The sequence below is a fragment of the Curtobacterium sp. MCPF17_003 genome (genome assembly GCF_003224385.1).
GTDB classification, from domain to species: Bacteria; Actinomycetota; Actinomycetes; order Actinomycetales; family Microbacteriaceae; genus Curtobacterium; species Curtobacterium flaccumfaciens.
Genome location: NZ_QKLC01000006.1, coordinates 105,775 through 125,746, shown reverse-complemented (window position 1 = coordinate 125,746; position 19,972 = coordinate 105,775). Strand labels below are relative to the sequence as shown.

The following is a 19,972-nucleotide window of genomic DNA, read 5'->3' as shown; positions in this document are numbered from 1 at the left end:
AGTGACGCCGCCCGCCCTTGCGACGAGAGGTTCCCCCTTCGTGTCACACAGCCTGCCGCTGTCCGTCCTACTCACGGTGTTGTTCACCGTGACGGCGCTCGGATACCTCGGCTTCGCGTTCCGACCCGGCAGCAGCGGCGTCTCCCGGGTGAGCGATGTCTTCCACGTGCTGATGAGCGTCGCGATGCTGGCGATGCCGTGGTCGTGGGGTATGACCCTTGCCCCGCCCGTCCTACAGATCATCGTCTTCGCTCTCGCCACGGTGTTCTACATCGTGCTGACGCTCGGCCACGGCCAGTACGGAGGCCATGAGCACCACGGCCCCGGCGGCTCGAGCCTCCTCGTGCTCGGGTACCACGTGGTGATGATGGCGGCGATGGTCGTCATGGGCGTGATGATGCTGCCCATGGCCGGCGGCGCAGCGATGTCGATGCCGGAGATGGACATGACCGGTAGCGGGCACGGCGCGCACGTCTCCTGGTCGGGGTGGACGCCGATCTCGTGGGTTCTCGTCACCCTGTTCGCCGCCGCGACCGTCTGGCTGCTGGTGCGCCTGCTCGCGTCGGCGCGGATCCGGCAACACCCGCTGGCGCGCCTGGACGGCGTGCTTCTGCTGCTGATGAGTGCCGGCATGGCGCTCGCGTTCATCCCCACGAGCTGAGGACCGAGAAAAGCCATGACCGCCACCGACAACCGCCCCACCACCACAGCCCCCGCTGCGCCGACCGTGCCAGCCGCACGGAAGCCGCGGCGGGGCTGGTTCGGGCAGTTCCTGCTGCGCCTGCACTTCTACGCCGGACTCTTCATCGGCCCGTTCATCCTCATCGCCGCGCTCTCCGGCGCCGTGTATGCGCTCGGCTCGACGATCGAGCAAGGCATGTACCGGCACGAGCTCACCGCACCCTCGATTGCTGCCGCGAAGCCGCTCGCGGAGCAGATTGACGCCGCGCAGGCCTACATGGACCAGCACCACCCCGAGGACACCCTCGCCGCCGTCCGCCCAGCACCCGAGCAGGGCGCCACGACGCGGGTGATGTACTCGGAGGCTGGGCTGATGGACTCGCAGAACCGTGCGGTCTTCATCGACCCCGGCACCGCAGAGGTCCGCGGCGACCTGCTCGTCTACGGCACCTCCGGTGCGCTGCCGTTCCGCACCTGGGTCGACACGTTCCACCGGTCCCTGTTCCTCGGCGACATCGGCCGCCTCTACTCCGAGACCGCCGCGTCCTGGCTCGGCGTCGTCGCCCTCGCCGGTCTTGGCTTGTGGGTGATCCGGATCCGGAAGACGCGCGCCAAGCGCGACATGGTCCGTCCCGCACGCGGTGTCCGCGGCTACCGGCGGCTCTTCTCCTGGCATGCCTCCACCGGGGTGTGGCTGCTCCTCGGGGCGCTGTTCCTGTCCGCGACCGGGATCACCTGGTCCCAGTACGGCGGCGGCAACGTCGACCAGCTCCGATCCGCCCTCAGCTGGGGCACCCCCGCGCTGACCACCACCCTTGCCGGCGCGGATGCTGCTCCTGTCGGCGGCGAGCACGCCGCCCACCACGGCAGCACCGCAGCAGGGACCGATGCGGAACGGGCAACCGTCACCCCGGCCCTGTTCGACGATGTCCTCGCCGCGGCGAAGGACGCGAACATCCGCTCCTCCGAGCTGCAGATCACCCCGCCGGCGACCGCGGATCAGGCTTGGACGGTGGCGGAGATCAAGCGGTCCTACCCGACCGCGGTGAACTCCGTCGCGATCGATCCGCGGGACATGAGCGTGGTGTCCGAAACGAACTTCGACACCTTCTCCATCCCAGCGAAGCTCACCCGGTGGGGTATCGACACGCACATGGGCACGATGTGGGGGCTGCCGAACCAAATCCTGCTGTTTGTCACCGCGCTCGGCATCGCCACGATGGTCGTCCTCGGCTACGTCATGTGGTGGAAGCGCCGCCCCACCGGGAAGCGCGTCGGCAAGGCGCCGGCAGCGGGCGCGCTGACGCGGGCGCCGTGGTGGGGGTCCGGGCTCGTCGCTGTCGGCGCGATCGTCATCGGTGCGTTCTTGCCCGCGCTCGGCGTCACCCTGCTCGCGTTCGTCGTCATCGACGTCCTCATCACCAACCGCACCGCTACACCGCACGCTCCTGCAGCACCCACCAAGTAACTCACCGCTGGCGACCTGTCGGCGGCACCATCACCATCTTTGAAGGAGCGCCGCATGCGCCCGACCGTCCAACGTCTCATTGCCGGCACCGGAACCGCTGCCGCGGTCCTACTGCTGGCCACCGCCTGCGCCGGCACCAGCACCAACACGCCGACCGCGTCTACGTCCACGAGCGGGAAGGCGTCCTCCGGGTACCCGGTGGCGGTCGAGAACTGTGGTCGGAAGCTCACCGTCACCAAGGAGCCGAAGCGGGTGGTGAGCCTGTGGCAGTCCAACACCGAAGCGCTCCTCGCCCTCGGCTTGCGGGACCGGATCGTCGCTGTGCAGGGTGCCTACGCCCCGTACCCGGATTCGGTCGCGAAGCAGGCGAAGGGGTTGAAGGAGATCGGCAGCAGCATGGGGTTCCCGTCGAAGGAGGTGCTGCTGAGTGAGCAGCCCGACTTCGTCACCGGGCAGGTCCTCGACGGGTTCGCGTTCGACACCAAGCAGGGCTACGCGTCCGTGGAACAGCTCGAGCAGACCGGCGCGACCGTGTACGGAGCGAACCTCTGCAAGTCGACCGATTCGCAGTCGACGAAGACATGGAACATCAACTCGGTGAAGACGACCCTCCGCGACTACGGCACGATCTTCGACGCCTCCGCGAAGGCTGACCAGGTCATCGGTCGGCTCGATGCGCAGGAGCAGAAGGTCGTCGACGCGGTCAAGGGGAAGAAGACCGTCAAGACGGCGTACTTCAACGGTGGGACCGGTCCGGTGATCGTTCTCGCGGGCGGGATCTACGACGACCTGATCAGCACCGCTGGCGGGAAGAACGTGTTCGCGAAGGACTCCGTGTACGTCAGCAAGGAAGCCTTCGCCGCCTCCGGCGCGGACGTCATCCTCGTCGGCACGTTCCCGGGGCAGGACTTCACGGCGCAGAAGGCGTTCCTGGAGAAGAACTTCCCCGACCTGCCCGCGGTCAAGGCCGGCCGGATCAGTGAAGTCCCGACGCAGGAGACCGACTCGTCGATCTCGGTGATGGTCGGGCTGACGAAGATCGCCAACGCGATCCACCCCGGCCTGAACCTGGCGGTCCCCACCTCGTGACGCAGGCCACCGCTCAGCAGCAGCCGCGGCGACGGGCTCCCCGTCGCCCGCGGCTGCTGATCGTGGTGCTCCTGATCGCGTCCATCGTCGCGGTGGTGCTCTCCGTCGCCGTCGGCAGCGTCGGCATCGCACCACTCCGGGTCCTCGATGTCATCCGCGCGCACCTACTGCCGTGGACCGGACCGGGCACCGGCGGCCTCGAGGATCAGATCGTCTGGGTGTTCCGGCTCCCGCGGGCACTCCTCGGCTTCGTCGTCGGTGCAGCCCTCGCGGTCGCGGGCGCCGTCCTGCAGGCCGTCGTCCGGAACCCCCTCGCGGACCCCTTCGTGTTCGGCGTCTCCTCGGGAGCATCCGTTGCCGCGGTCGCCGCCCTCACGCTCACCACCGGCGCGATCGCTGCCGTGTCGACGCCGGTCGCAGCGTTCGTCGGAGCGTTCATCACCACGGTGCTCGTGTTCGTCCTCGCTCAGCAAGGCGGCCGGGTCACCCCAAACCGGCTCGTCCTCGCCGGCGTCGCCCTGTCCTACCTGCTCAGCTCGATCACGAGTTACCTCGTGCTGCGCTCCAGCGGCACGAACCAGGGTGTCGGGCAGGTGCTGTCCTGGCTCGCCGGGAGCCTCGCCGCCGCGACGTGGAGCGACCTCGGCATCCCCACCGTCGTCGTCGTCGCTGCGACGGGCCTGCTGGTGCTGATGGCGCCGGTGCTGAACGCGTTCCTCACCGGTGACGAAACGGCCGCGAGCCTCGGCGTCGACGTCGGCCGGGTCCGGCTGGTGCTGTTCATCATCACCTCGCTCCTGGTCGGCGTCGTCGTCGCCGTCAGCGGATCGATCGGCTTCGTCGGCCTCGTCGTCCCGCACGCGGTGCGGATGATCATCGGATCCGACCACCGGTGGGTGCTGCCCGCCTCCGCCCTCGCCGGCGGACTGCTGCTCGTCGTCGTCGACATTGGCGCCCGCCTCGTCCTCGCCCCCACCGAAGTCCCGGTGGGGCTCCTCACCGCGGTCGTCGGCGCCCCCTTCTTCCTCTGGCTGCTCCGCCGCTCCGGACGGATCGAACGATGACGGCACCCGAGCCCGCAGCGCTGCACGTCGACGGAGTCAGCGTGAACCTCGCCGGCCGCCGCATCATCGACCAGGTCACCCTCCGCGCACGCTCCAACGTCGTCGGCCTCGTCGGTCCGAATGGCAGTGGGAAGTCCACGCTGCTGCGGACCGTGTACCGGATGCTCCGACCCGTCGAAGGGCACGTGTCCGCAGCCGGAAGCGACGTGTGGGAGAGCTCCGCCCGGGACGCAGCCCAGGTCACCGCTGCGGTCGTGCAGGACAGCCCGGCCGACCTCGAGCTCACCGTCGCTGACTGCGTTGCCACGGGACGGCTCCCCCACGGCCGGCTCCTCGGCGGGACCGGCCGCGACGATCGAGACGCCGTCGACGAAGCGATGCGGGCCGCCGGCGTCACGGAGTTCGCGGACCGAGACGTCAGCACCCTCTCCGGCGGTGAACGCCAGCGAGTACACCTCGCCCGCGCCCTGGCACAGGAGCCACGCATCCTCGTCCTCGACGAGCCGACCAACCACCTCGACATCCGACACCAGCTGCAGCTGCTCGCCCTCGTCCGGAACCTGCAGATCACGACCCTGGTCACCCTCCACGACCTCAACCTCGCCGCCGCGTACTGCGACGAGATCGTCATGCTCGAGCACGGCCGCGTCATCGCATCAGGAACCCCGGAGCTCGTCCTCACACCAGCGCTGCTGGACCGCGTGTTCGGCGTCCGCGCCGACACACTCGTCAACCCCCTCACCGGACGACTCCAACTCGTCTACACCGACCACTGACCGTCCCGCCCCACGTAGCGAACGACTGAGGAGCACCAGCCATGCACGAGCCAGAAGACCACAGCACCGACACCTCGGCGCTGCCGGGGCACACCCCAACCCCGGACAGCGCAGCCAGCACCCTTTTCACTGCAGCTGACGGTGACACGGCGAAGCAGCACGCCGTCGACCGGTCGATCGCGGCCCACCACACCCTCGCCGCAATGCCGGGCGTCCAGTTCGCCTCCGACGCCACGATTGCGATCGTCCTGCACCCGGGCTTCGAACTCCTCGACGTGGTCGGGCCGTTCCACTTCCTCGCCGGTACCGGAGCTACCGTGCACCTCGCGACCACCAGCGACACCCTCGACCCCGTTCCCAGCGGCGGCGGCGTCACCCTCACCCCCACCATCACCCTGAACGACGTCAACGCCCCACTCGCAGTGCTCCTCGTTCCCGGCGGCGACACCGGGATCCTCCTCCGCGACACCCGAGCCATCGCGAACATCCAACGACTGAGCGAGGACGCCCGATACGTCACGAGCGTCTGCTCCGGGTCCATCGCCCTGGCAGCGGCAGGGCTCCTCGACGGACGCCGCGCAACCTCACACTGGTCCGTCCGGCACCTGCTCCCCGGATACGGCGCCATCGACGTCAACGAGCGCGTCGTCGAGGACGGAAACCGCCTCACCGCTGCCGGCGTCACCGCAGGCATGGACCTCGGCATCCACCTGGTCTCCTACCTCTGCGGGGACGCCCTCGCCCGATTCGCCGTGCTCGGCGCCGAGTACGCACCCGAACCGCCCTTCGAGACCGGCACCCCGGAACGAGCAGGAGCAGACCTCACCGCCCTGTCCCGCGACTTCCTCGCCCCACTCGAAGAAGAACTCCGAGCTCAGCCATCGCGGTAGCCGAAGAGCGCCCGGACGGAGACCTGAAATGACGGCGAACGAGGGGGCGGGTCCGATCCTGTCGCGGGCATCGCGCTCGCTTCGATAAGTCGCTGGCTGGCCTGTGCGAACGGGTCACGCTCGTTTCTCTCCGGCCGTGGTCACGCAGCGATGCGCCGGCGCTCCTCGCCGCCCGTTGGTCGAGCCCTAACCTGGACACACCCTTCACCGGAGCGGACCTGTCAGACGAAGCGCAGGCCGTCACCTACATTGACAACTTCCCACCGTTCAGCGACTCGGCGAAGAACTGGGCCGTCATCGAGGACGGCGTCGCCGTCAGGAACGTCGGACTCTCCGCGATCGCCACAGCAGCCGGCTTCGTAGCAGAACGAATGGAACGCCAGAAGGTGCGCTACGGCGCTGAGCGCGACGTCGAGACCCACGCACGCGGGCAAGCGACTCTGATACGACCACAAGAGCTCTTGCGTTCCAGACTGCCCGGTGAAGGATCGGCTATCGAGACGCGTGGGAACACGCGAAGCGGCCCTGCTGCGCGTACGCGCAGCAGGGCCGCTTCGTCTTGGTGGGGCTGCGGGCGCTTAGAAGCCGCCGGCGGGGCGTACCTGGTAGTGCTCCTCGAGTGCGGTGACCTCGTCTGCGGTGAGGTCTATGTCAACGGCCGCGGCCGCATCGTCGAGGTGGTGCGGCTTCGTCGCGCCGATGATGGGTGCGCTCACGACCGGGTTGTTGAGGACCCAAGCCATCGCGATCTGCGCCATCGGCACGTCCCGGGCCTCGGCGATCTGCTGCACGGCGTCGATGACGGGTCGGTCACGCTCCGTGTCGGCGAAGAAGCTGTTACCAACCGGGTCGTCGGAGGAACGCTTGGTCTGCTCACCGGCGGGGCGCGCGACACGGCCCTTGGCGAGGGGGCTGTAAGGGATGCTGCCGACGCCCTGGTCGGCGAGGAGGCCGAACATCTCACGCTCTTCCTCGCGGTACAGCAGGGAATACTGGTCCTGCATGGACACGAACCGGGTCCAACCGTGCAGGTCCGCGGCGTGCTGCATGTTGGCGAACTGCCACGTCCACATCGCAGACGCGCCGATGTAGCGGGCCTTGCCGGCCTTGACGACGTCGTGGAGGGCTTCCATCGTCTCCTCGATCGGGGTCTCCGGGTCGAAGCGGTGAATCTGGTACAGGTCGACGTAGTCGGTGCCGAGACGGGTCAGGGACGCGTCGATCTGCTGCATGATCGCCTTCCGCGACAGGCCGGCGACGTGCAGGCCAGGCCCGGTGCCGGGCTTGTCGGAGAAGTGCGCCTTGGTTGCGAGGACGATCTCGTCGCGGTTGGTGAACTGGCGGATCGCTTCACCCACGATGCGCTCAGAGTCGCCGTAGGAGTAGACGTTGGCGGTGTCCCAGAAGGTGATGCCGAGGTCGAGGGCCTGTCGGAAGTAGGGCAGCGCCTCGTCCTTGGGGAGGGACCACTGCAGGTGGCCACTGGCGGGGTCGCCGAAGCTCATGCAGCCGAGCGCGATGCTGCTGACCTTCAGTCCGGAGTTGCCGAGTCGGGTGTACTTCACGGATGGGTCCTTTCGACGGGCACGACGATCAGCGGCAAGGTTCTGCCAGGTCGTCGAGCGGGTGCGGGCGACTCATGGTTCGGTCGTTCGGGGTTCCTTCACGCTCGCGGCGTCCTTCGTCGCAGCCCAGTGCGCAAGGAGTTGCAGGCTGTCGTCGGAGGGCGATCCCGGAACTGCGATGTAGGTAATCAGGGCGAGCCCGCTTCGAGAGCTGACGTCCAGTGACTCGAACGTCAGGTCGAGGTCTCCGACGATCGGGTGGTGCACGAGCTTCTCACCCGCACGGTGCTCCCGCACGGTGTGACTGGCCCAGAGCGTGCGGAATGCCTCGCTTGCCAGTGACAGCTCCCCGACAAGGGCAGCGAGTGCACGGTCCGCCGGGGCACGGGCCGCCTCAGTGCGGAGCACCGCGACGCTCTGCTCAGCGACGCTGTGCCAGTCGCGGTAGAAGTCGCGCGAGCGAGGGTCGAGGAAGATGTACCGGCCGAAGTTCACCGGCCGGCTCGGAGTACCGAACAGGTCGAGGTAGAGCGCACGCCCCAGCGGGTTCGACGCGACCACGTCGAGCGTGGTGTTCTGCACGATCACCGGCATGCCCGTCATGGCGTCCACAATCTGCTGCACCCCCGCACTCACGCTGCCCGGTTGTGATCGCTGCGCAGAGCGCCGCGGCCGAAGGTGGGTGGGCGCGTTGGCGGCTCGAACGAGGTCGGCCAGGTGGGTCGCTTCCACGTCGTCGAGGAGCAGAGCACGAGCGACACCGTCGAGGACGCTGTCAGAGACGCCGGTCGCGTTGCCCCGTTCGAGGCGTGTGTAGTACTCGGTGCTGATCCCGGCGACGAGGGCCACTTCCTCACGGCGCAGCCCAGCAACTCGGCGGCGTCCGCCGAAGTCCGGCAGGCCAATCTGCTCCGGCAGGAGCCTGGCCCGCCGTGATGTAAGGAAATCGCGAATCTCCGCCTGAGTGTCCACGCCCCGACGGTACGTCACCGGCTTGCCCGCAGGGGGTCCCTGTCAGTGACCGTGTAGACGGAGTCTGTTTCCGGCCGTGACGGCGTCGTTCACTTGCGGTGTTCCCGATCGAAAGGCACACCCATGACTGACTCCACCGTTTGGTTCATCACCGGCGCAGCACGCGGGATGGGCATCGACCTGACCCGGGCCGCCCTCGCCGCCGGCCACCGCGTCGTTGCCACCGCGCGTGACGCTGCGAAGGTCACCGAGGTGTTCGGCGAGCGGGAGGACCTGCTGGCAGTGTCGCTCGACATCACCGACGAAGACGCGGCGCGGGCCGCCGCGGTCGCCGCGGTCTCCCGCTTCGGACGGATCGACGTGCTGGTCAACAACGCTGGCCTGTTCTACGCAGGGTTCTTCGAGGAGATCAGCCCTGAGCAGATGCGGCAGCAGATGGAAACGAACTTCTTCGGCCCGCTCAACGTCACCCGGGCGGTCCTGCCCGTCATGCGTCGTCAGCGCAGCGGGCAGGTCGTCACGATCAGCTCGACCGCCGGCCTCGTCGGTCAGGAGTTCGTCGCGGCGTACTGCGCGTCGAAGTTCGCCCTCGAAGGGTGGATGGAGTCCATCCGGTACGACCTCGCGCCGTACGGTGTCTCGACCATGATCGTCGAGCCTGGCTTCTTCCGGACCGAGCTACTCGTCGAAGGAGCTTCCACCATCTGGCCGGAGCTGTCCATCGACGACTACGCCGAGCGCACCGCGACGACCATCGAGGCGTGGAAGAGCATGAACGGCAAGCAGGGCGGTGATCCCACCAAGCTCGCTGCTGGCCTGGTCTCGTTGATCGATTCCGACGAGCCGCCGCTGCGATGGGTCGCGGGCGCCGATGCCGTGCAGACCGGTGTCGACAAAGCCAACCTGCTCCTGCAGCAGGTCGCCGCACACGAGGAGCTGTCCTCCTCACTCGCTCACGACGACTGACCCCCTCGATCGGCTACCGGACGTCCCCACGACCGTCCGGTAGCCGATCGTCTAAAGAGACGCCCCTTGGGTGTGGTCACCGATCAGAACTGCGCGGAGAAGCCGCCGTCGGGTCGTAGTAGCTGACCGCGTCAAGCAGTGGTCAGGTCTTCAACTGCCGCCCAGAGGTCGGCTTCGCGTGCGGGGTCGTAGGACTCGATGGAGGAACGCTCCACCGTTCCCTTGTCGACGTAGGCTCCCGTCGGAGCCGACGTCTTGCCGAGGACTACGTCAGCGAGGTGCCGGCCGGCATCGTCCAGGCTGGTAGCCATCGGAGTGGCGGCCATGAGCGGCATGATGCGCCCCATCATGAACCGGGACAGCGCATCCGCATTCCTCGCGAGTCCGGTTCCGGGCACGAACCCGGGGTTGTAGCCGACGACGTCCACGGCCGCGGGGAGTCGGCGGGCGTACTCGTGGATGAGGTAGATCGCGGCGAGCTTGCTGGTGGAGTACGCGGTGCGGCCGGCGCCGGTGGTCGACGGCTTGGGGAACGCTCCTGGCTTCGCGAGGGCGTACGGGTCCTGCCAGACCGGCCCGGGCACCATTCCCATGTTGTGCTTGAAGTCACCGAAGTGCGTGTCGCTGACGGTGATCGTGATCCGCGAACCTGCCTGGAAGTGCTCCGTGAGAGCACGAATGAAGACGTGGTTGGCGAGCACGTTCACGGTGAACGTCGCCTCGAGCCCGTCTGCGCCCGCTGTCAGCGCGTTCGTGTACTGGATGCCGGCGTTGCCCACGAATCCCGTCAATGGCGGCAGCTGCCCACTGCGCAGCTGCTCTGCGATCTCCGCCGCCGCTCGACGCACGCTGACCAGGGATCCGAGGTCCGCGGACACGGACGACACTGTTCGTCCGCCACGTCCGAGCTGTGCCGCGAGTTCAGTGCCACTGTCCCCCCGGGCGATCACCACCAGGTGGACGTGCGGGTCGGCGGCGAGGATGCGTTCGGCGGCGAGGCGGCCGATGCCGCGACTCGCGCCCGTCATCACCAGCGTATGGGTTGCAGTCATGTCAGGAGTCCTTCGTGTGCGGTGCACCGGGCGGTGCGTCGTCAATTCTGATGAGCACCACGGCGACGGACCAGTGCCCTGCACGTCGGTGGGACCGGTGGTACCACCACCGATCGCGGCACGAGGGGCGAGGATGAGGACATGGACTTCAGCAGCGACACGCTCGGCGGATTGATCCGAGCCTGGCGCGACCGGCTCGCACCTCAAGACGCTGGGATCACCGTTGCCCCGAGCCGGCGTGCGACCGGACTCCGTCGCGAGGAACTCGCGAGTCTCGCAGGCCTCTCCGTCGACTACGTCGTGCGCTTGGAACAGGGCCGCGCACGGAACCCGTCAGCGCAGGTCATCGGCGCGATGGCTCGGGCGCTGCACCTGACGAACACCGAACGCGACCACCTGTACCGCGTCGCAGGGCTCCTCCCACCCGCCGACGACCAGGTCAGCACCCACATCCCCCCGGGGGTGCAACGCCTCGTCGCACGTCTTGACGGTCAACCCCTCGCGGTGTTCTCCGCCGAGTGGGACCTCCTTGCGTGGAACCCGCACTGGTCCGCCCTCCAAGGTGACCCGATCGCGATACCCGTCGCCGAGCGCAACCTCGCACGAGCAGTCTTCGGCGACGGTGAAGCCCGCCGGTCACTACGGCCGTCGCGTTCCGAGAACGGCTCAGAGCAGTTCGAAGCAGCGATCGTCGCGGACCTGCGGACGGCGGTCACCACATACCCCGCCGACGCGAGTCTCCGGCACCTCGTCCGCGAGCTGCGCACCACCAGCCGCACCTTCGATGCTCACTGGAAGCGCGCGTCGGTCGGGCGTCACACCACTGACCGCAAGACCATCGCCCACCCCGACGTCGGGACCATGACGCTCGACTGCGACGTCGTCACCGTCCCGGGATCGGACCTTCGGATCATCGTCTACTCGGCCGCTGCCGGCAGCTCCGACGCCGAGAAACTCGCCTTCGTCGGCGTGACCCGGAACGCGCACATCACCACATCCGCCTGACGCCCCGGGTGCGGGCAACACCACCCAGCACGTCCCGGTCAACGATCGGCTAACGAGACCGCCGTGGCGCCGTCGGAACGGCGACAAGATGTTCGGTCTGATCGAGTGACACGCGCGCCGTCGCCGAGACTCGTGAGCGGAGTTGGCGACAAGTAGTGAGTCCGTCGACAGGCGGAGCAGTCGGCGACAACAAAGAAGGGCCGTCGGCGGATGCCGACGGCCCTTCTGGTGCTGATGCTGCGTTGCTCCGACGCTACTCCCGCTCGAGCTCGTCCGAGTCGTGCACCGCCGTGTCCCCGTTGAACAGCTCGGGGAACCGCCGGCGACGCTCGGCAAGGCCGACCGCCGGCACCGCGACCGGCTCAGCAGCCGGTGACACCAGCGCCCGATCGAGCACGCCAGCCAGACGCGACGAGTCCCCCGTCGCCTGGCTGTAGAAGCGGGCCCAGACGAACTCGTCCCGGAGTGGTGCCCCGATCTTGAACGCCTCGGTGTCGAGGCGGTAGCCGGCGTGCTCGGCGAGCTGCGAGAAGAACACGAACTGAGTCCGGGTGTTGCCCTCGCGGAAGCTGTGCACGACGTTGAGCTCGGCCCACGCCTCGGCGTACTCCGTGACGAACTCGTCGCGGCCGAGCCCGGTCAGGAACTGCTTCCGCGCCAGGCGTCGGTACTGCAGCGCCGCCGCGTCAGCGATTGCGTCCGCCGGGTAGTAGCCGTAGGCGACCTTCGGGGCGTTCGGGTCACCGGGTGCGTACTTGACGACGTCCGGGCCGGCCTTCGTCATGCGGCCGACGGGGCCGACGCGCTCCTGTCCTGCCCACTCGTACACGTCCTGGAAGATGTGCCGGCGGATGGCCTTCATGTGGTCGTAGTCGAACGAACCGTCGATCGGGGCGTGCCGCCAGTTCCGCGAGCCGGAAGAGGGCGTGCGCCTCTTCTTCCTCGCGCAGCCCCGTCTCCGTGGTCTCGCCCAACTTGTTGCGCAGGACGTCGGTGGCCCGGGATGAAGTAGTCATCCCAGGACCGGAATCGCGTCGCCACGCCTACTTCGTGCGGTGGCCGCGACGAAGCGCGTTGCGACGCGCGATGGCCTCGTCCGCGGAGATCTCCCCTGCGGCGACGAGCCGGGCGAGCGCGCGCGTGTCCTGGTCCGTGACCTCATGTCCAGCAGCGCCGAGCGCGGCGTCGGCGAAGTCCATGCGGCACTGCACCTCGGCATCGCTGACGGGCAGCGGGGTGCCGCTGCGACCTGCGGGTCGCGGCTGGTTGACGGTCATGGGGACTCCATTCGGTCGGGTCGAGTCTACCGGCGGGGCCGGTTCTGGAGGGTCGGTGAGGGGCTGGGGGCGGAGGTGCACGAGCTCGCGCGCTCCGGATGGCAAGGTGGCGAAGCCACCACCGTCGGGGCGTGGACATCACGCGCGCTGGCAATCTCGATGCCGCGGGCGTGCCCATCGAGGCCGGCGCTGGTCCGGCTCAGAACGGCAGCCACGCCTCGAGCGCGAGTCGCTGGCCCTGAGCGCCGAGCTGGACACCCTTGCGGTCGGCGTCGCGCTGCAGCATCGCCATGCCCGGGTGCCCGAACGGGAAGAGCATCGCGCCCCAGACGACGAGCGTCGGGATCCCGGCGTCCTTCGCCTTGCCCGCGCAGTCCCACGTGCCGCGGGAGGTGTTCTTCCGGTCCTCCCCCCGAGGCCGCGTGCAGGCCGTGGGTCGGGAGCGCGATTCGACACGCCCGAAAACCGAATTTTAACGAAATCTAATTCCACTCGCGAACGAGCAGAATCGGCCGCCTTCGGATTCGGTGGTTACGGGTAGGCAGTCGCGATTATCTAGCCTCCCAGGTATGACCACCCCAGATGACCCTCAGTACACCCCCACCCTACGGCACGAGAGCGCCGTTGCCGCGACCTCGGCAGAAGGCGAGCTACTGCTTGCGCTCCGGACTCTCGGCGCAGAGGGGGACTACCTCGTGCGCGGCCTCGCGACGCTGATTGAGAGCATGCCGCCCGTCCTTCCGCGAGCGGTCCAATCTCAGCACAGCAGGGGCCTCGTCGAGGCTGGCGTGATGACAGCCGAGGAGGTGGCTGCGGCTGAAGATAAGTTAGCCCAGGGCGTCCTGCAGCTCGTCGAGTTGAGCGGTTGGCTTGCGAGTGCCTGGGAGACAGTCTCGCTTCACGCCGCCTCGAAGTTCCTGCACCGAGCCCCAGAAGACATTCTCGGAGCGGCCGAGCGGGGCGAGCTGCTGATGGTCGAAATCGGCGGCGAACCACGGTTCCCGACGTGGCAGTTCACTACTCGCCCGGTCGGGCACGTGCTGCCGCACCTCCCCGAGCTGTTGCCATCTCTGCTCGAGCGGTGGCAGCCATTCTCAATCGGTCGCTTCTTCGCCACCAGGCAGGCAAACCTGATCGACGAGGGCATGAAGACTCCGGCGGCGTGGCTCGAGGACGGCGGCGACGCCCAGAACGTCCTCGACATCGTCGAGGGAGGACAGTACCGATGACCGAGCGCCCTGCCCTCTGGTTCATGAACGACGACGGCGAGCTTCACCGCTACAGGCGCGACAAGGCGGTCTCGGAGGAAGACCTGCGCCTCTTCATCGAGGCCCATCCCGAGACCCTTGGCGACGTGATCATTCTCGGCCGGGACGTCAAGACGCACGGCCACGGGGACGTAGACCTCGTCGCAATCGACTCTGACGGCCAGCTCTGGGTGATCGAACTCAAGCTCAAGTCGGCGACCCGAAAGATCATGGAGCAGACAATCGGTTACGCCTCCTGGGGCAAGTCAGCAAGTTTGCGAGACCTCGCCAACCTGTACGCGGCGTACTCGGGCGGTACCTCGCTCTCGGACGAGTTCGAGCGCCGGTTCGGCAAGCGCCTTCCCGGGCGTGCCGAGCGGGGCCTGATCGTTGCAACCGTCGCGTCCAAGACCGATGAGCACGCCCACTGCCAGCTCGAATGGCTAGAGGGACACGGCGGCCCTGTCCGCGCCTACGAGTACGCGTTTCTCTACGCGGACGGGATCGGGATCGAGGGATTCGAGATGCAACGCGTCTGCTTGCATGGTCATGACCGGTGATTGCAACGCCGTTCGGCGTGAAGGCGTCGGCACCCCGATCCACAACAAGGCGGTGCCGGCTCGAGCGATCTGGACGGATGCTAGCCACTGGCGCGGTGGCCACACCTGGGCATGGGTCGATGACGTCGGCAACTTCGCCCATGGAAGAGGCATGGGGTTCGCCATCGACAACAACGAGGCAGAGCTCTGGGCGATCGTCGAAGGGCTCCGGGCGGTGCCGGACGGATCCTCCGTGCACGTCACCACTGATAGTGAAACAGCGGCGGCACTCATGCCGCCGTTCGCGGAAGTCAACGGCGTCCTCGCAAAGCCGATGCGGAACTCCGAGCTCTACCGCGAATGCTTCGAGGACCTCGCTGCCGTCACTGTGAACAAGACGGTCGTCGTTCACTGGCGCAAGGGACACCAGCCGGCAGGCAGAAACGTCGCAGCCGATCGACTCGCAACCGCTGCTCGGTGGGAGGACACCACGTTTGACGACTGGACGCGAGATTGGAAGCACGCTCTTGATGCGCTCAAGGATGGAGCTGAGCTCCACGCGCCCTGCTCGTGCGGGTTGCGGCTGCGGATGCAGTGACAGGGACGAGGGCTGGATGCCGAGCGGACGCCCCGCAGCCTCAGGACCTACGGGAGCCACAACGCCGGCGAACGCTCACAGGGCGTCCTGAGTCTCGGTCTGCTTCGGCGTCTTCTTCGTTGTCTCCCACGGTCGGAGGGGGTTGGGCCGCCCGTGATGCTATGTGCGGTTGCGGTCTTTTCGGGTCCCCGCCTGTCAGCATGCGCCGCTACGCAAGCTCGAAGCCTTCGGGGAGTTCCACGTCAAGTAGACGGAGGAGGTCCGGCCCGGAAATGGTCGCCGTGAGGTCCACGGTCGGGGTGGCGTCCTCAGCCCAGTCGTCGATGTAAGCCTCCACATCCGCCTTGGCGGCGCCAAGGGCTGCGAGCCGGGCTTCGACTGTCTTTCGGATGTGCTCCTCCCAAGCGGTCCGACGCTCGGACGCGGCGCGACTCTCCGCTTCTTCCTCGGGCGTGTACCGGGGGGGCTTCGGCCGGATGTGTTCCGCCCAGGTGGACACGATGTTCTTCGGCCAGACGACGATGGCGACTGCCCCGTCGGGAAGGATGCGGTTACCGAGGTTCTCGGTGATGAGGGACTGGTCGAGGTCTTTGAGCTCTTCGAGTCGGCGGGCTGCTTCATCGGCGGAGTCCGCCTTCGTCCACTGAATGGCGAGCATCCCAGGTGTCTTCGGAGCATCACCTCGGACGTACCCGACCTCGAGCTGCTGCCCGCGGGCGTCGAACGTGGAGTATCGCTCCTTCGCGGTGACCTCGGTGCGCGGCTCCAGGATGAGGACCGGCATGCGCCGGAAGTTCGCCTCATACAGGTAGACCGTGTGACCGGGCATGTGTTTGCGCTGCATCGTCGCCCCTCGCTCAGTGGTTCCAGTCAGCGTAGAGGCGACGACCGACGGCCAGTCGCGTCGAGATGCCGCGGCAAGCCGTTGCCGGATGCGTCCGGCGTGCTGCTCGTACACGCCAATCGCCTGTTCGCGGTGACGGGCGTTCGGGCTGACACCTCCTTCCCGCAGCAGGGTCCCTTCCTTGGCAGCGTTCTCGTCGGCCAGGCGCTTCATTCGCCCCAGCGTCTCCATCCACAGGTCCTCGCGGCCGAGCGGAGCTTCGCGGACCTGACGCGAGTTGTGGCGAGCGGCCTTGTCGAGCATCTCAGGGGTTGCTTTCGGGTGCTCGGCAATGGCGAGCATGAAGTCGCCTTCTGCTTCGGTATCGACGATCTCCTGCAGCACCTCGACGCTCTGCCGTGCGTCACAGGCGGCGGCGACGTTCGCCCAGTAGTCATGAGATGTGAGGTTGTGCGGTAGCAATCCGGTGCGCCGATGAACCTCGAAGCCGTCCGCATCGGCGTCGAAGCGAAAGCGGGCTCAGTTGCGGAGGGAGAGCCTGCGGACCCGTCGGTGAGGTTCTTGCCGATGATGAACCCGGATGAGGTGGAACCGTCAGCCACCTCCTCGCCGCGCTGGACGAACCTGCTGTCGTCCCTTGTCGGTAGCGATCCGGCAAGATGAGCGAAAGCCAACGAAGAAGGGGAAAGTGCGATGACGCAGACGGTGGGCGAACGCCTGGCTGAGACGAAGGCGACCGGAGCCGTGTCCGAGGAGGTGTTTCGCGCGTATGCAGCGAGCGACGTCAGCAACTACTCCAGCTGGGGCATCTGGGGGAAGACGACGAGCGACCTCAGCGTCTTCTACATGGAGAACAAGCCGTGGGAGCGTCTGCGGTCGGACGTGTTCTTCATGGGTGGGAACACTGGGAAGTTGGGCCCGGAGGGGCTAGGTAAGTTCCAGAACTTCCACGCTAAGGGCCACGGCGGGGACGGCAGCCTGCGGAACGCCTTGACTGGCGGGCTCGTGGAAGGCGCGTACCTAACCGACATCGTCAAGGACTACCCGACGACCGACTCTGGGCCGCTGCTGAAAGCCATCGCCGCTGGCGACGTCGACGTGCACAAGCACGTGGTCGAGCCGCTGGAGGAGGAGCTGCGGCTCGTGAACAGCCCCGAGCAGGTCACAATCATCCTCCTCGGTGGGAGCACGGTCAATGTGTGGAACGCCGTCTCCTCGTACCTGCCGACCGAGGTTGCGCGTCGGCTGACGATCCTCAAGGGCGTTCGCCATCACTCCGCCAGCGGGAGCCCGTTGGAGACCCTGGCGGCCGTGCTCGCCGCCCCGCTGGACGCCCACGTGCACGTCACCGCCTGATGACCACGGAACGCAGGACGCCCCGCAGCCGGTTCGGCGGCGGGGCGTTGGTCGTTAGTGGTTAGTGGATGCCGAGTTCTTCGAGCGCGACCATGACGGCGGGGATGAGGAGCGCGAACGTTTGCCGGCTGACTTCGACGTTGGTGTCCTGCCATGCTTGTGCGTATTGCACCCTCTGCAGCGCCAAGTCCGCGGTGCCGTACTGGTTAAGGAGCTGCAGCCAGGCGGTGGCGGGGAGGCCGTGGTCTCGAGGCTCTTTCTCGAGGAGTTTGGACCTTCACCAGGTCGTGGCCGTAGCCGCCGAGTTCGCCGGTAGCTTTGATAATCGGAGCGAGAATGTGCGTGGCCTCGTCGATACTCAATGGACCGGAGGATTACACCCGATTCAACGGAGGTCGGAACGCACTGCGAAGCCGGCCCTCCATTGCGGCAGCGTCCTGCTCGGTTCGCGTCCGCAGCCAGGACACGTCGCAGCCCAGCAGCCAGCTTCGGCCAGTTTCGCGAGCCTCGCAGCGCTGGTCAGCGTCTTTTTCGCCTGGATCGGCGTCGGCACGCTGGTGTTCTTCACGTAGCCGAAGCGCGTGAACCTGCCACCCGTGTACGGTCAACCGCCGAGCACGTCGCGGTTACGCTTCGACAATGACCACACCGCACGCCTCCGACTCGCTGGCTCAGCGCGATGCCGAGCCCTGATCATCGCGGCGGTCGCTGCGTACGTCGACGTCCCGCTCGCGCCAGCACGCATCACATTCGAGAGCGGCGTGCGGGTCGAGATCGATGGCGCCTCCAAGGACCGGACGGTGCTGGTGGAGGCGTACGCGCACACCGGCGTGCTGCGAGGCGGTCAGCCGAAAAAGCTCGCGACCGACGCGTTCAAGCTGGCCTGGGCAGGGCAGAAGCTCGGCTCGGCGCGGCTCGTCATCGCCGTGATCGACGAGGACGTCGAGCAGTACCTGCTCCAACCGAAGGCATGGCTGACCGAGGCGCTGCGTGACAGCGCCGTCGAGGTCGTTCGTGTCTCGATCGACGAGGACGCTCGCACCCGAGTCGTGGACGCGCAACGGCTACAGACGATGTCGCCGTCGAAGTAAGCCCTGACCGCAACGAGGAACCCCGACCGCCTGCGACCGCGGGGTCCCCGTCGTCTTCGGGCGTGCGTCTGAATCAGTGGCCGTCGACGTCGCCGGTCAGGATCACGCCGGTCACACCGGCATCGAGCTCGTCGTGGAGCACACCCACGATGAACTCCTCGACGCCCAGGCTCAGCAGGTGCTGCACAGCGCGCTCATGGTCCTGCAGCCACGGTTGCCACTCGTCGTGTAGGAACGCCTCGACCTGCCCGTTTTCGTGCACGATGATCGCGCCGACGTTCTCCAGGATCCCGTCCTCGTCGAGGCGCACGGCGAGCACCAGCGGCTCAGCGTCCTCGCGTACCGGCTCGACGGTCAGCTCACCGGGCAGCGGCCACGCTGACCGGCGCACCTCGAGGTTCGACATGTGCAGGTGCGGCTCGCTGTCGTCGGTCGCGAGCTCGAGCGTTCCGTCGAGGAACCGGTCGTCGACCTCGTGCACACGGTCGTGGAGCGCCGGCTGGTACGTCCACCAGCGCTCGTGCACGGCGCGGAGCCAGGCCTGCGTCTGGATCGCGGTGCCGACGGCGGCGCCGACGAGCTGGGGCGCGTTGCCGGGGAGGCCGACGACCTCGAACTCGCCCTCGTCGGTCTGGATGGTGAGCGTGCCGGTGTCTGGGTCGGCGTCGACGTGGAGGAGGCCGGCCGGCGCGCCAGCCGAGATGTGCGCCGGGAGCGCCGGCGGCAGCGCGAACGGCACCGCGAGGGCCGGCTCTTCAGCTGCGCGGTCGAGTATCTCGCTGACCCACATCTCGCCGTGGCGGGTTCCGGGCGAGGGCGCGTCCTCGGCGGTGCGCGCAGCGATCAGGTCGGCGGCACGCTCGTGCGCCTCATGCGGATCCGCGTTGACGCCGACGAGCACGCCGGTGTCGGCCCACGGTGCGAGGTTGATTGCGCCGAGGTCGTCGTCGGACAGCGCGATGTTCCAGTGCGCGGGGTCGGCGAGCACGAACGCTGCCGTGCGACCAGCGGGCCCGTTCTGCACGGCGGTGACGATCGCCGGGGCCAGGTGCGGCAGATCCTCGAAGCCGTGCCCGACCTCGATGCGATCGATGATCAGGAGGTCATCGCGTTCGAGGACTTCGGCGGCGCCGGCGAAGAGGCTGACGAACGGCCCGCCGTTCGGGTCGGTGCCCGTCACGACGGACAGGTAGGCGCCCTGAGCGTCGGAGGTCTGCAGCGCCTCGACGATCTCCTCGACCTCGTCGGGCGCGCGCACGGTGAACGCCGTGACCCGCGCGACAGGGGCAGCCTCAGCCTCGTCATCCGTGAGCGGCACGCGCACCTCGATCACCCACCGGTCGACGTCGAAGGACGGGTAGCCGTCGCCGTCCTCATCCGCGATGGTGATGTGCACCAGGCGCAGTCGTCGGTCCCACGCGTCGTGCACGGTGCGGACGAGGGCTGATCGGTCTGTTGCGTCGGAGCTCACGCGCCCACCGTACTGAGGGGT

The 19,972-nt window shown here is 67.8% G+C and carries 21 protein-coding genes; 14 read left to right on the top strand and 7 right to left on the bottom strand.

From position 1 onward, the window contains the following. The first annotated feature begins 1 nt into the window (after position 1). From DEJ30_RS08205 to DEJ30_RS08180, 6 genes are read left to right on the top strand one after another with little or no spacing between them, the layout of a single operon-like run. Entirely contained in the window at positions 2–661 is a 660-nt protein-coding gene (locus DEJ30_RS08205; protein WP_146238525.1) for a DUF5134 domain-containing protein, read from the top strand. A 15-nt stretch (positions 662–676) separates the two neighbouring features. Further along, entirely contained in the window at positions 677–2,149 is a 1,473-nt protein-coding gene (locus DEJ30_RS08200) for a PepSY domain-containing protein (RefSeq protein WP_110860295.1), read from the top strand. Positions 2,150–2,203: 54 nt separating this feature from the next. Next, on the top strand, positions 2,204–3,238 hold the full coding sequence (locus DEJ30_RS08195) for an ABC transporter substrate-binding protein (RefSeq protein ID WP_110860293.1): 1,035 nt from the start codon (positions 2,204–2,206) through the stop codon (positions 3,236–3,238). Then, the gene (locus DEJ30_RS08190) at positions 3,235–4,302 is read left to right on the top strand and encodes an iron ABC transporter permease (RefSeq protein ID WP_220032936.1); all 1,068 of its coding nucleotides are present in this window, start codon (positions 3,235–3,237) and stop codon (positions 4,300–4,302) included. The genes DEJ30_RS08195 and DEJ30_RS08190 overlap by 4 nt, the downstream gene beginning before the upstream one ends. Continuing rightward, positions 4,299–5,078 carry an ABC transporter ATP-binding protein gene (locus DEJ30_RS08185; RefSeq protein ID WP_110860291.1) on the top strand — a complete coding sequence of 260 codons (780 nt, stop codon included), beginning with the start codon at positions 4,299–4,301 and terminating at the stop codon, positions 5,076–5,078. Before DEJ30_RS08190 ends, DEJ30_RS08185 begins: the two co-directional genes overlap by 4 nt. A 41-nt stretch (positions 5,079–5,119) precedes the next feature. After that, positions 5,120–5,968 (top strand): DJ-1/PfpI family protein, encoded by an 849-nt coding sequence (locus DEJ30_RS08180; protein ID WP_110860289.1) that lies wholly within the window; start codon positions 5,120–5,122, stop codon positions 5,966–5,968. 578 nt (positions 5,969–6,546) lie between these two features. Here DEJ30_RS08180 and DEJ30_RS08170 read toward each other — a convergent pair. Both DEJ30_RS08170 and DEJ30_RS08165 read right to left on the bottom strand, forming a co-directional pair. Then, the gene (locus DEJ30_RS08170; protein WP_110860286.1) at positions 6,547–7,533 is read right to left on the bottom strand and encodes an aldo/keto reductase; all 987 of its coding nucleotides are present in this window, start codon (positions 7,531–7,533) and stop codon (positions 6,547–6,549) included. Between the two features lie 72 nt (positions 7,534–7,605). After that, positions 7,606–8,505, bottom strand: a complete 900-nt coding sequence (locus tag DEJ30_RS08165) for a helix-turn-helix domain-containing protein (protein ID WP_110860284.1) — start codon at positions 8,503–8,505, stop codon at positions 7,606–7,608. 123 nt (positions 8,506–8,628) lie between these two features. Between DEJ30_RS08165 and DEJ30_RS08160 the strand changes: the two genes are divergently transcribed. Continuing rightward, positions 8,629–9,471: an SDR family oxidoreductase gene (locus tag DEJ30_RS08160; RefSeq protein ID WP_110860282.1), complete on the top strand. Its 843-nt coding sequence runs from the start codon at positions 8,629–8,631 to the stop codon at positions 9,469–9,471. Between the two features lie 131 nt (positions 9,472–9,602). On the opposite strand, the gene DEJ30_RS08155 is transcribed toward DEJ30_RS08160, so the two are convergent. After that, positions 9,603–10,523 carry an SDR family NAD(P)-dependent oxidoreductase gene (locus tag DEJ30_RS08155; RefSeq protein ID WP_110860280.1) on the bottom strand — a complete coding sequence of 307 codons (921 nt, stop codon included), beginning with the start codon at positions 10,521–10,523 and terminating at the stop codon, positions 9,603–9,605. Between the two features lie 141 nt (positions 10,524–10,664). Between DEJ30_RS08155 and DEJ30_RS08150 the strand changes: the two genes are divergently transcribed. After that, on the top strand, positions 10,665–11,528 hold the full coding sequence (locus DEJ30_RS08150) for a helix-turn-helix transcriptional regulator (RefSeq protein ID WP_110860278.1): 864 nt from the start codon (positions 10,665–10,667) through the stop codon (positions 11,526–11,528). Between the two features lie 253 nt (positions 11,529–11,781). Here the strand turns inward: DEJ30_RS08150 and DEJ30_RS18510 are convergent, their stop codons facing one another. Both DEJ30_RS18510 and DEJ30_RS08140 read right to left on the bottom strand, forming a co-directional pair. Beyond that, a complete protein-coding gene (locus DEJ30_RS18510) occupies positions 11,782–12,390 on the bottom strand; it encodes a Fic family protein (RefSeq protein ID WP_110860276.1) in 609 nt (202 codons plus the stop codon). 181 nt (positions 12,391–12,571) lie between these two features. Then, positions 12,572–12,805, bottom strand: a complete 234-nt coding sequence (locus tag DEJ30_RS08140) for an antitoxin VbhA family protein (protein ID WP_110860274.1) — start codon at positions 12,803–12,805, stop codon at positions 12,572–12,574. A gap of 569 nt (positions 12,806–13,374) precedes the next feature. Between DEJ30_RS08140 and DEJ30_RS08135 the strand changes: the two genes are divergently transcribed. The 3 genes from DEJ30_RS08135 to DEJ30_RS08125 are packed head-to-tail and all read left to right on the top strand — an operon-like array spanning position 13,375 to position 15,189. After that, a complete protein-coding gene (locus DEJ30_RS08135; RefSeq protein WP_110860272.1) occupies positions 13,375–14,034 on the top strand; it encodes a hypothetical protein in 660 nt (219 codons plus the stop codon). Then, positions 14,031–14,612 carry a hypothetical protein gene (locus DEJ30_RS08130; RefSeq protein WP_110860269.1) on the top strand — a complete coding sequence of 194 codons (582 nt, stop codon included), beginning with the start codon at positions 14,031–14,033 and terminating at the stop codon, positions 14,610–14,612. Before DEJ30_RS08135 ends, DEJ30_RS08130 begins: the two co-directional genes overlap by 4 nt. After that, positions 14,596–15,189: a ribonuclease HI gene (locus tag DEJ30_RS08125; protein ID WP_110860267.1), complete on the top strand. Its 594-nt coding sequence runs from the start codon at positions 14,596–14,598 to the stop codon at positions 15,187–15,189. Before DEJ30_RS08130 ends, DEJ30_RS08125 begins: the two co-directional genes overlap by 17 nt. A gap of 208 nt (positions 15,190–15,397) precedes the next feature. Here the strand turns inward: DEJ30_RS08125 and DEJ30_RS08120 are convergent, their stop codons facing one another. Next, a complete protein-coding gene (locus DEJ30_RS08120; RefSeq protein ID WP_110860265.1) occupies positions 15,398–16,417 on the bottom strand; it encodes a hypothetical protein in 1,020 nt (339 codons plus the stop codon). Positions 16,418–16,507: 90 nt separating this feature from the next. Here DEJ30_RS08120 and DEJ30_RS17790 point away from each other — a divergent pair, with 90 nt between their 5' ends. The 3 genes from DEJ30_RS17790 to DEJ30_RS08110 all read left to right on the top strand — a co-directional run bounded on the left by DEJ30_RS17790 (position 16,508) and on the right by DEJ30_RS08110 (position 18,480). Beyond that, positions 16,508–16,696 (top strand): hypothetical protein, encoded by a 189-nt coding sequence (locus tag DEJ30_RS17790; protein WP_146238524.1) that lies wholly within the window; start codon positions 16,508–16,510, stop codon positions 16,694–16,696. A 30-nt stretch (positions 16,697–16,726) separates the two neighbouring features. After that, the gene (locus tag DEJ30_RS08115) at positions 16,727–17,389 is read left to right on the top strand and encodes a hypothetical protein (RefSeq protein WP_110860262.1); all 663 of its coding nucleotides are present in this window, start codon (positions 16,727–16,729) and stop codon (positions 17,387–17,389) included. A 581-nt stretch (positions 17,390–17,970) separates the two neighbouring features. Next, positions 17,971–18,480, top strand: a complete 510-nt coding sequence (locus tag DEJ30_RS08110; RefSeq protein WP_110860260.1) for a hypothetical protein — start codon at positions 17,971–17,973, stop codon at positions 18,478–18,480. 73 nt (positions 18,481–18,553) lie between these two features. Here DEJ30_RS08110 and DEJ30_RS08105 read toward each other — a convergent pair whose 3' ends face one another. Continuing rightward, positions 18,554–19,951, bottom strand: coding sequence for a hypothetical protein (locus tag DEJ30_RS08105; protein ID WP_110860258.1), 1,398 nt, complete (start codon positions 19,949–19,951; stop codon positions 18,554–18,556). Positions 19,952–19,972: the final 21 nt, after the last annotated feature.

Coding starts and splice junctions, on each gene's coding strand:
- DEJ30_RS08200 (WP_110860295.1), top strand. CDS start 677: ATGACCGCCACCGACAACCGCCCCACCACCACAGCCCCCGCTGCGCCG.
- DEJ30_RS08180 (WP_110860289.1), top strand. CDS start 5,120: ATGCACGAGCCAGAAGACCACAGCACCGACACCTCGGCGCTGCCGGGG.
- DEJ30_RS17790 (WP_146238524.1), top strand. CDS start 16,508: ATGAACCTCGAAGCCGTCCGCATCGGCGTCGAAGCGAAAGCGGGCTCA.
- DEJ30_RS08115 (WP_110860262.1), top strand. CDS start 16,727: ATGACGCAGACGGTGGGCGAACGCCTGGCTGAGACGAAGGCGACCGGA.
- DEJ30_RS08185 (WP_110860291.1), top strand. CDS start 4,299: ATGACGGCACCCGAGCCCGCAGCGCTGCACGTCGACGGAGTCAGCGTG.
- DEJ30_RS08125 (WP_110860267.1), top strand. CDS start 14,596: ATGGTCATGACCGGTGATTGCAACGCCGTTCGGCGTGAAGGCGTCGGC.
- DEJ30_RS08130 (WP_110860269.1), top strand. CDS start 14,031: ATGACCGAGCGCCCTGCCCTCTGGTTCATGAACGACGACGGCGAGCTT.
- DEJ30_RS08155 (WP_110860280.1), bottom strand. CDS start 10,523: ATGACTGCAACCCATACGCTGGTGATGACGGGCGCGAGTCGCGGCATC.
- DEJ30_RS08135 (WP_110860272.1), top strand. CDS start 13,375: ATGACCACCCCAGATGACCCTCAGTACACCCCCACCCTACGGCACGAG.
- DEJ30_RS08140 (WP_110860274.1), bottom strand. CDS start 12,805: ATGACCGTCAACCAGCCGCGACCCGCAGGTCGCAGCGGCACCCCGCTG.
- DEJ30_RS18510 (WP_110860276.1), bottom strand. CDS start 12,390: ATGAAGGCCATCCGCCGGCACATCTTCCAGGACGTGTACGAGTGGGCA.
- DEJ30_RS08160 (WP_110860282.1), top strand. CDS start 8,629: ATGACTGACTCCACCGTTTGGTTCATCACCGGCGCAGCACGCGGGATG.
- DEJ30_RS08195 (WP_110860293.1), top strand. CDS start 2,204: ATGCGCCCGACCGTCCAACGTCTCATTGCCGGCACCGGAACCGCTGCC.
- DEJ30_RS08150 (WP_110860278.1), top strand. CDS start 10,665: ATGGACTTCAGCAGCGACACGCTCGGCGGATTGATCCGAGCCTGGCGC.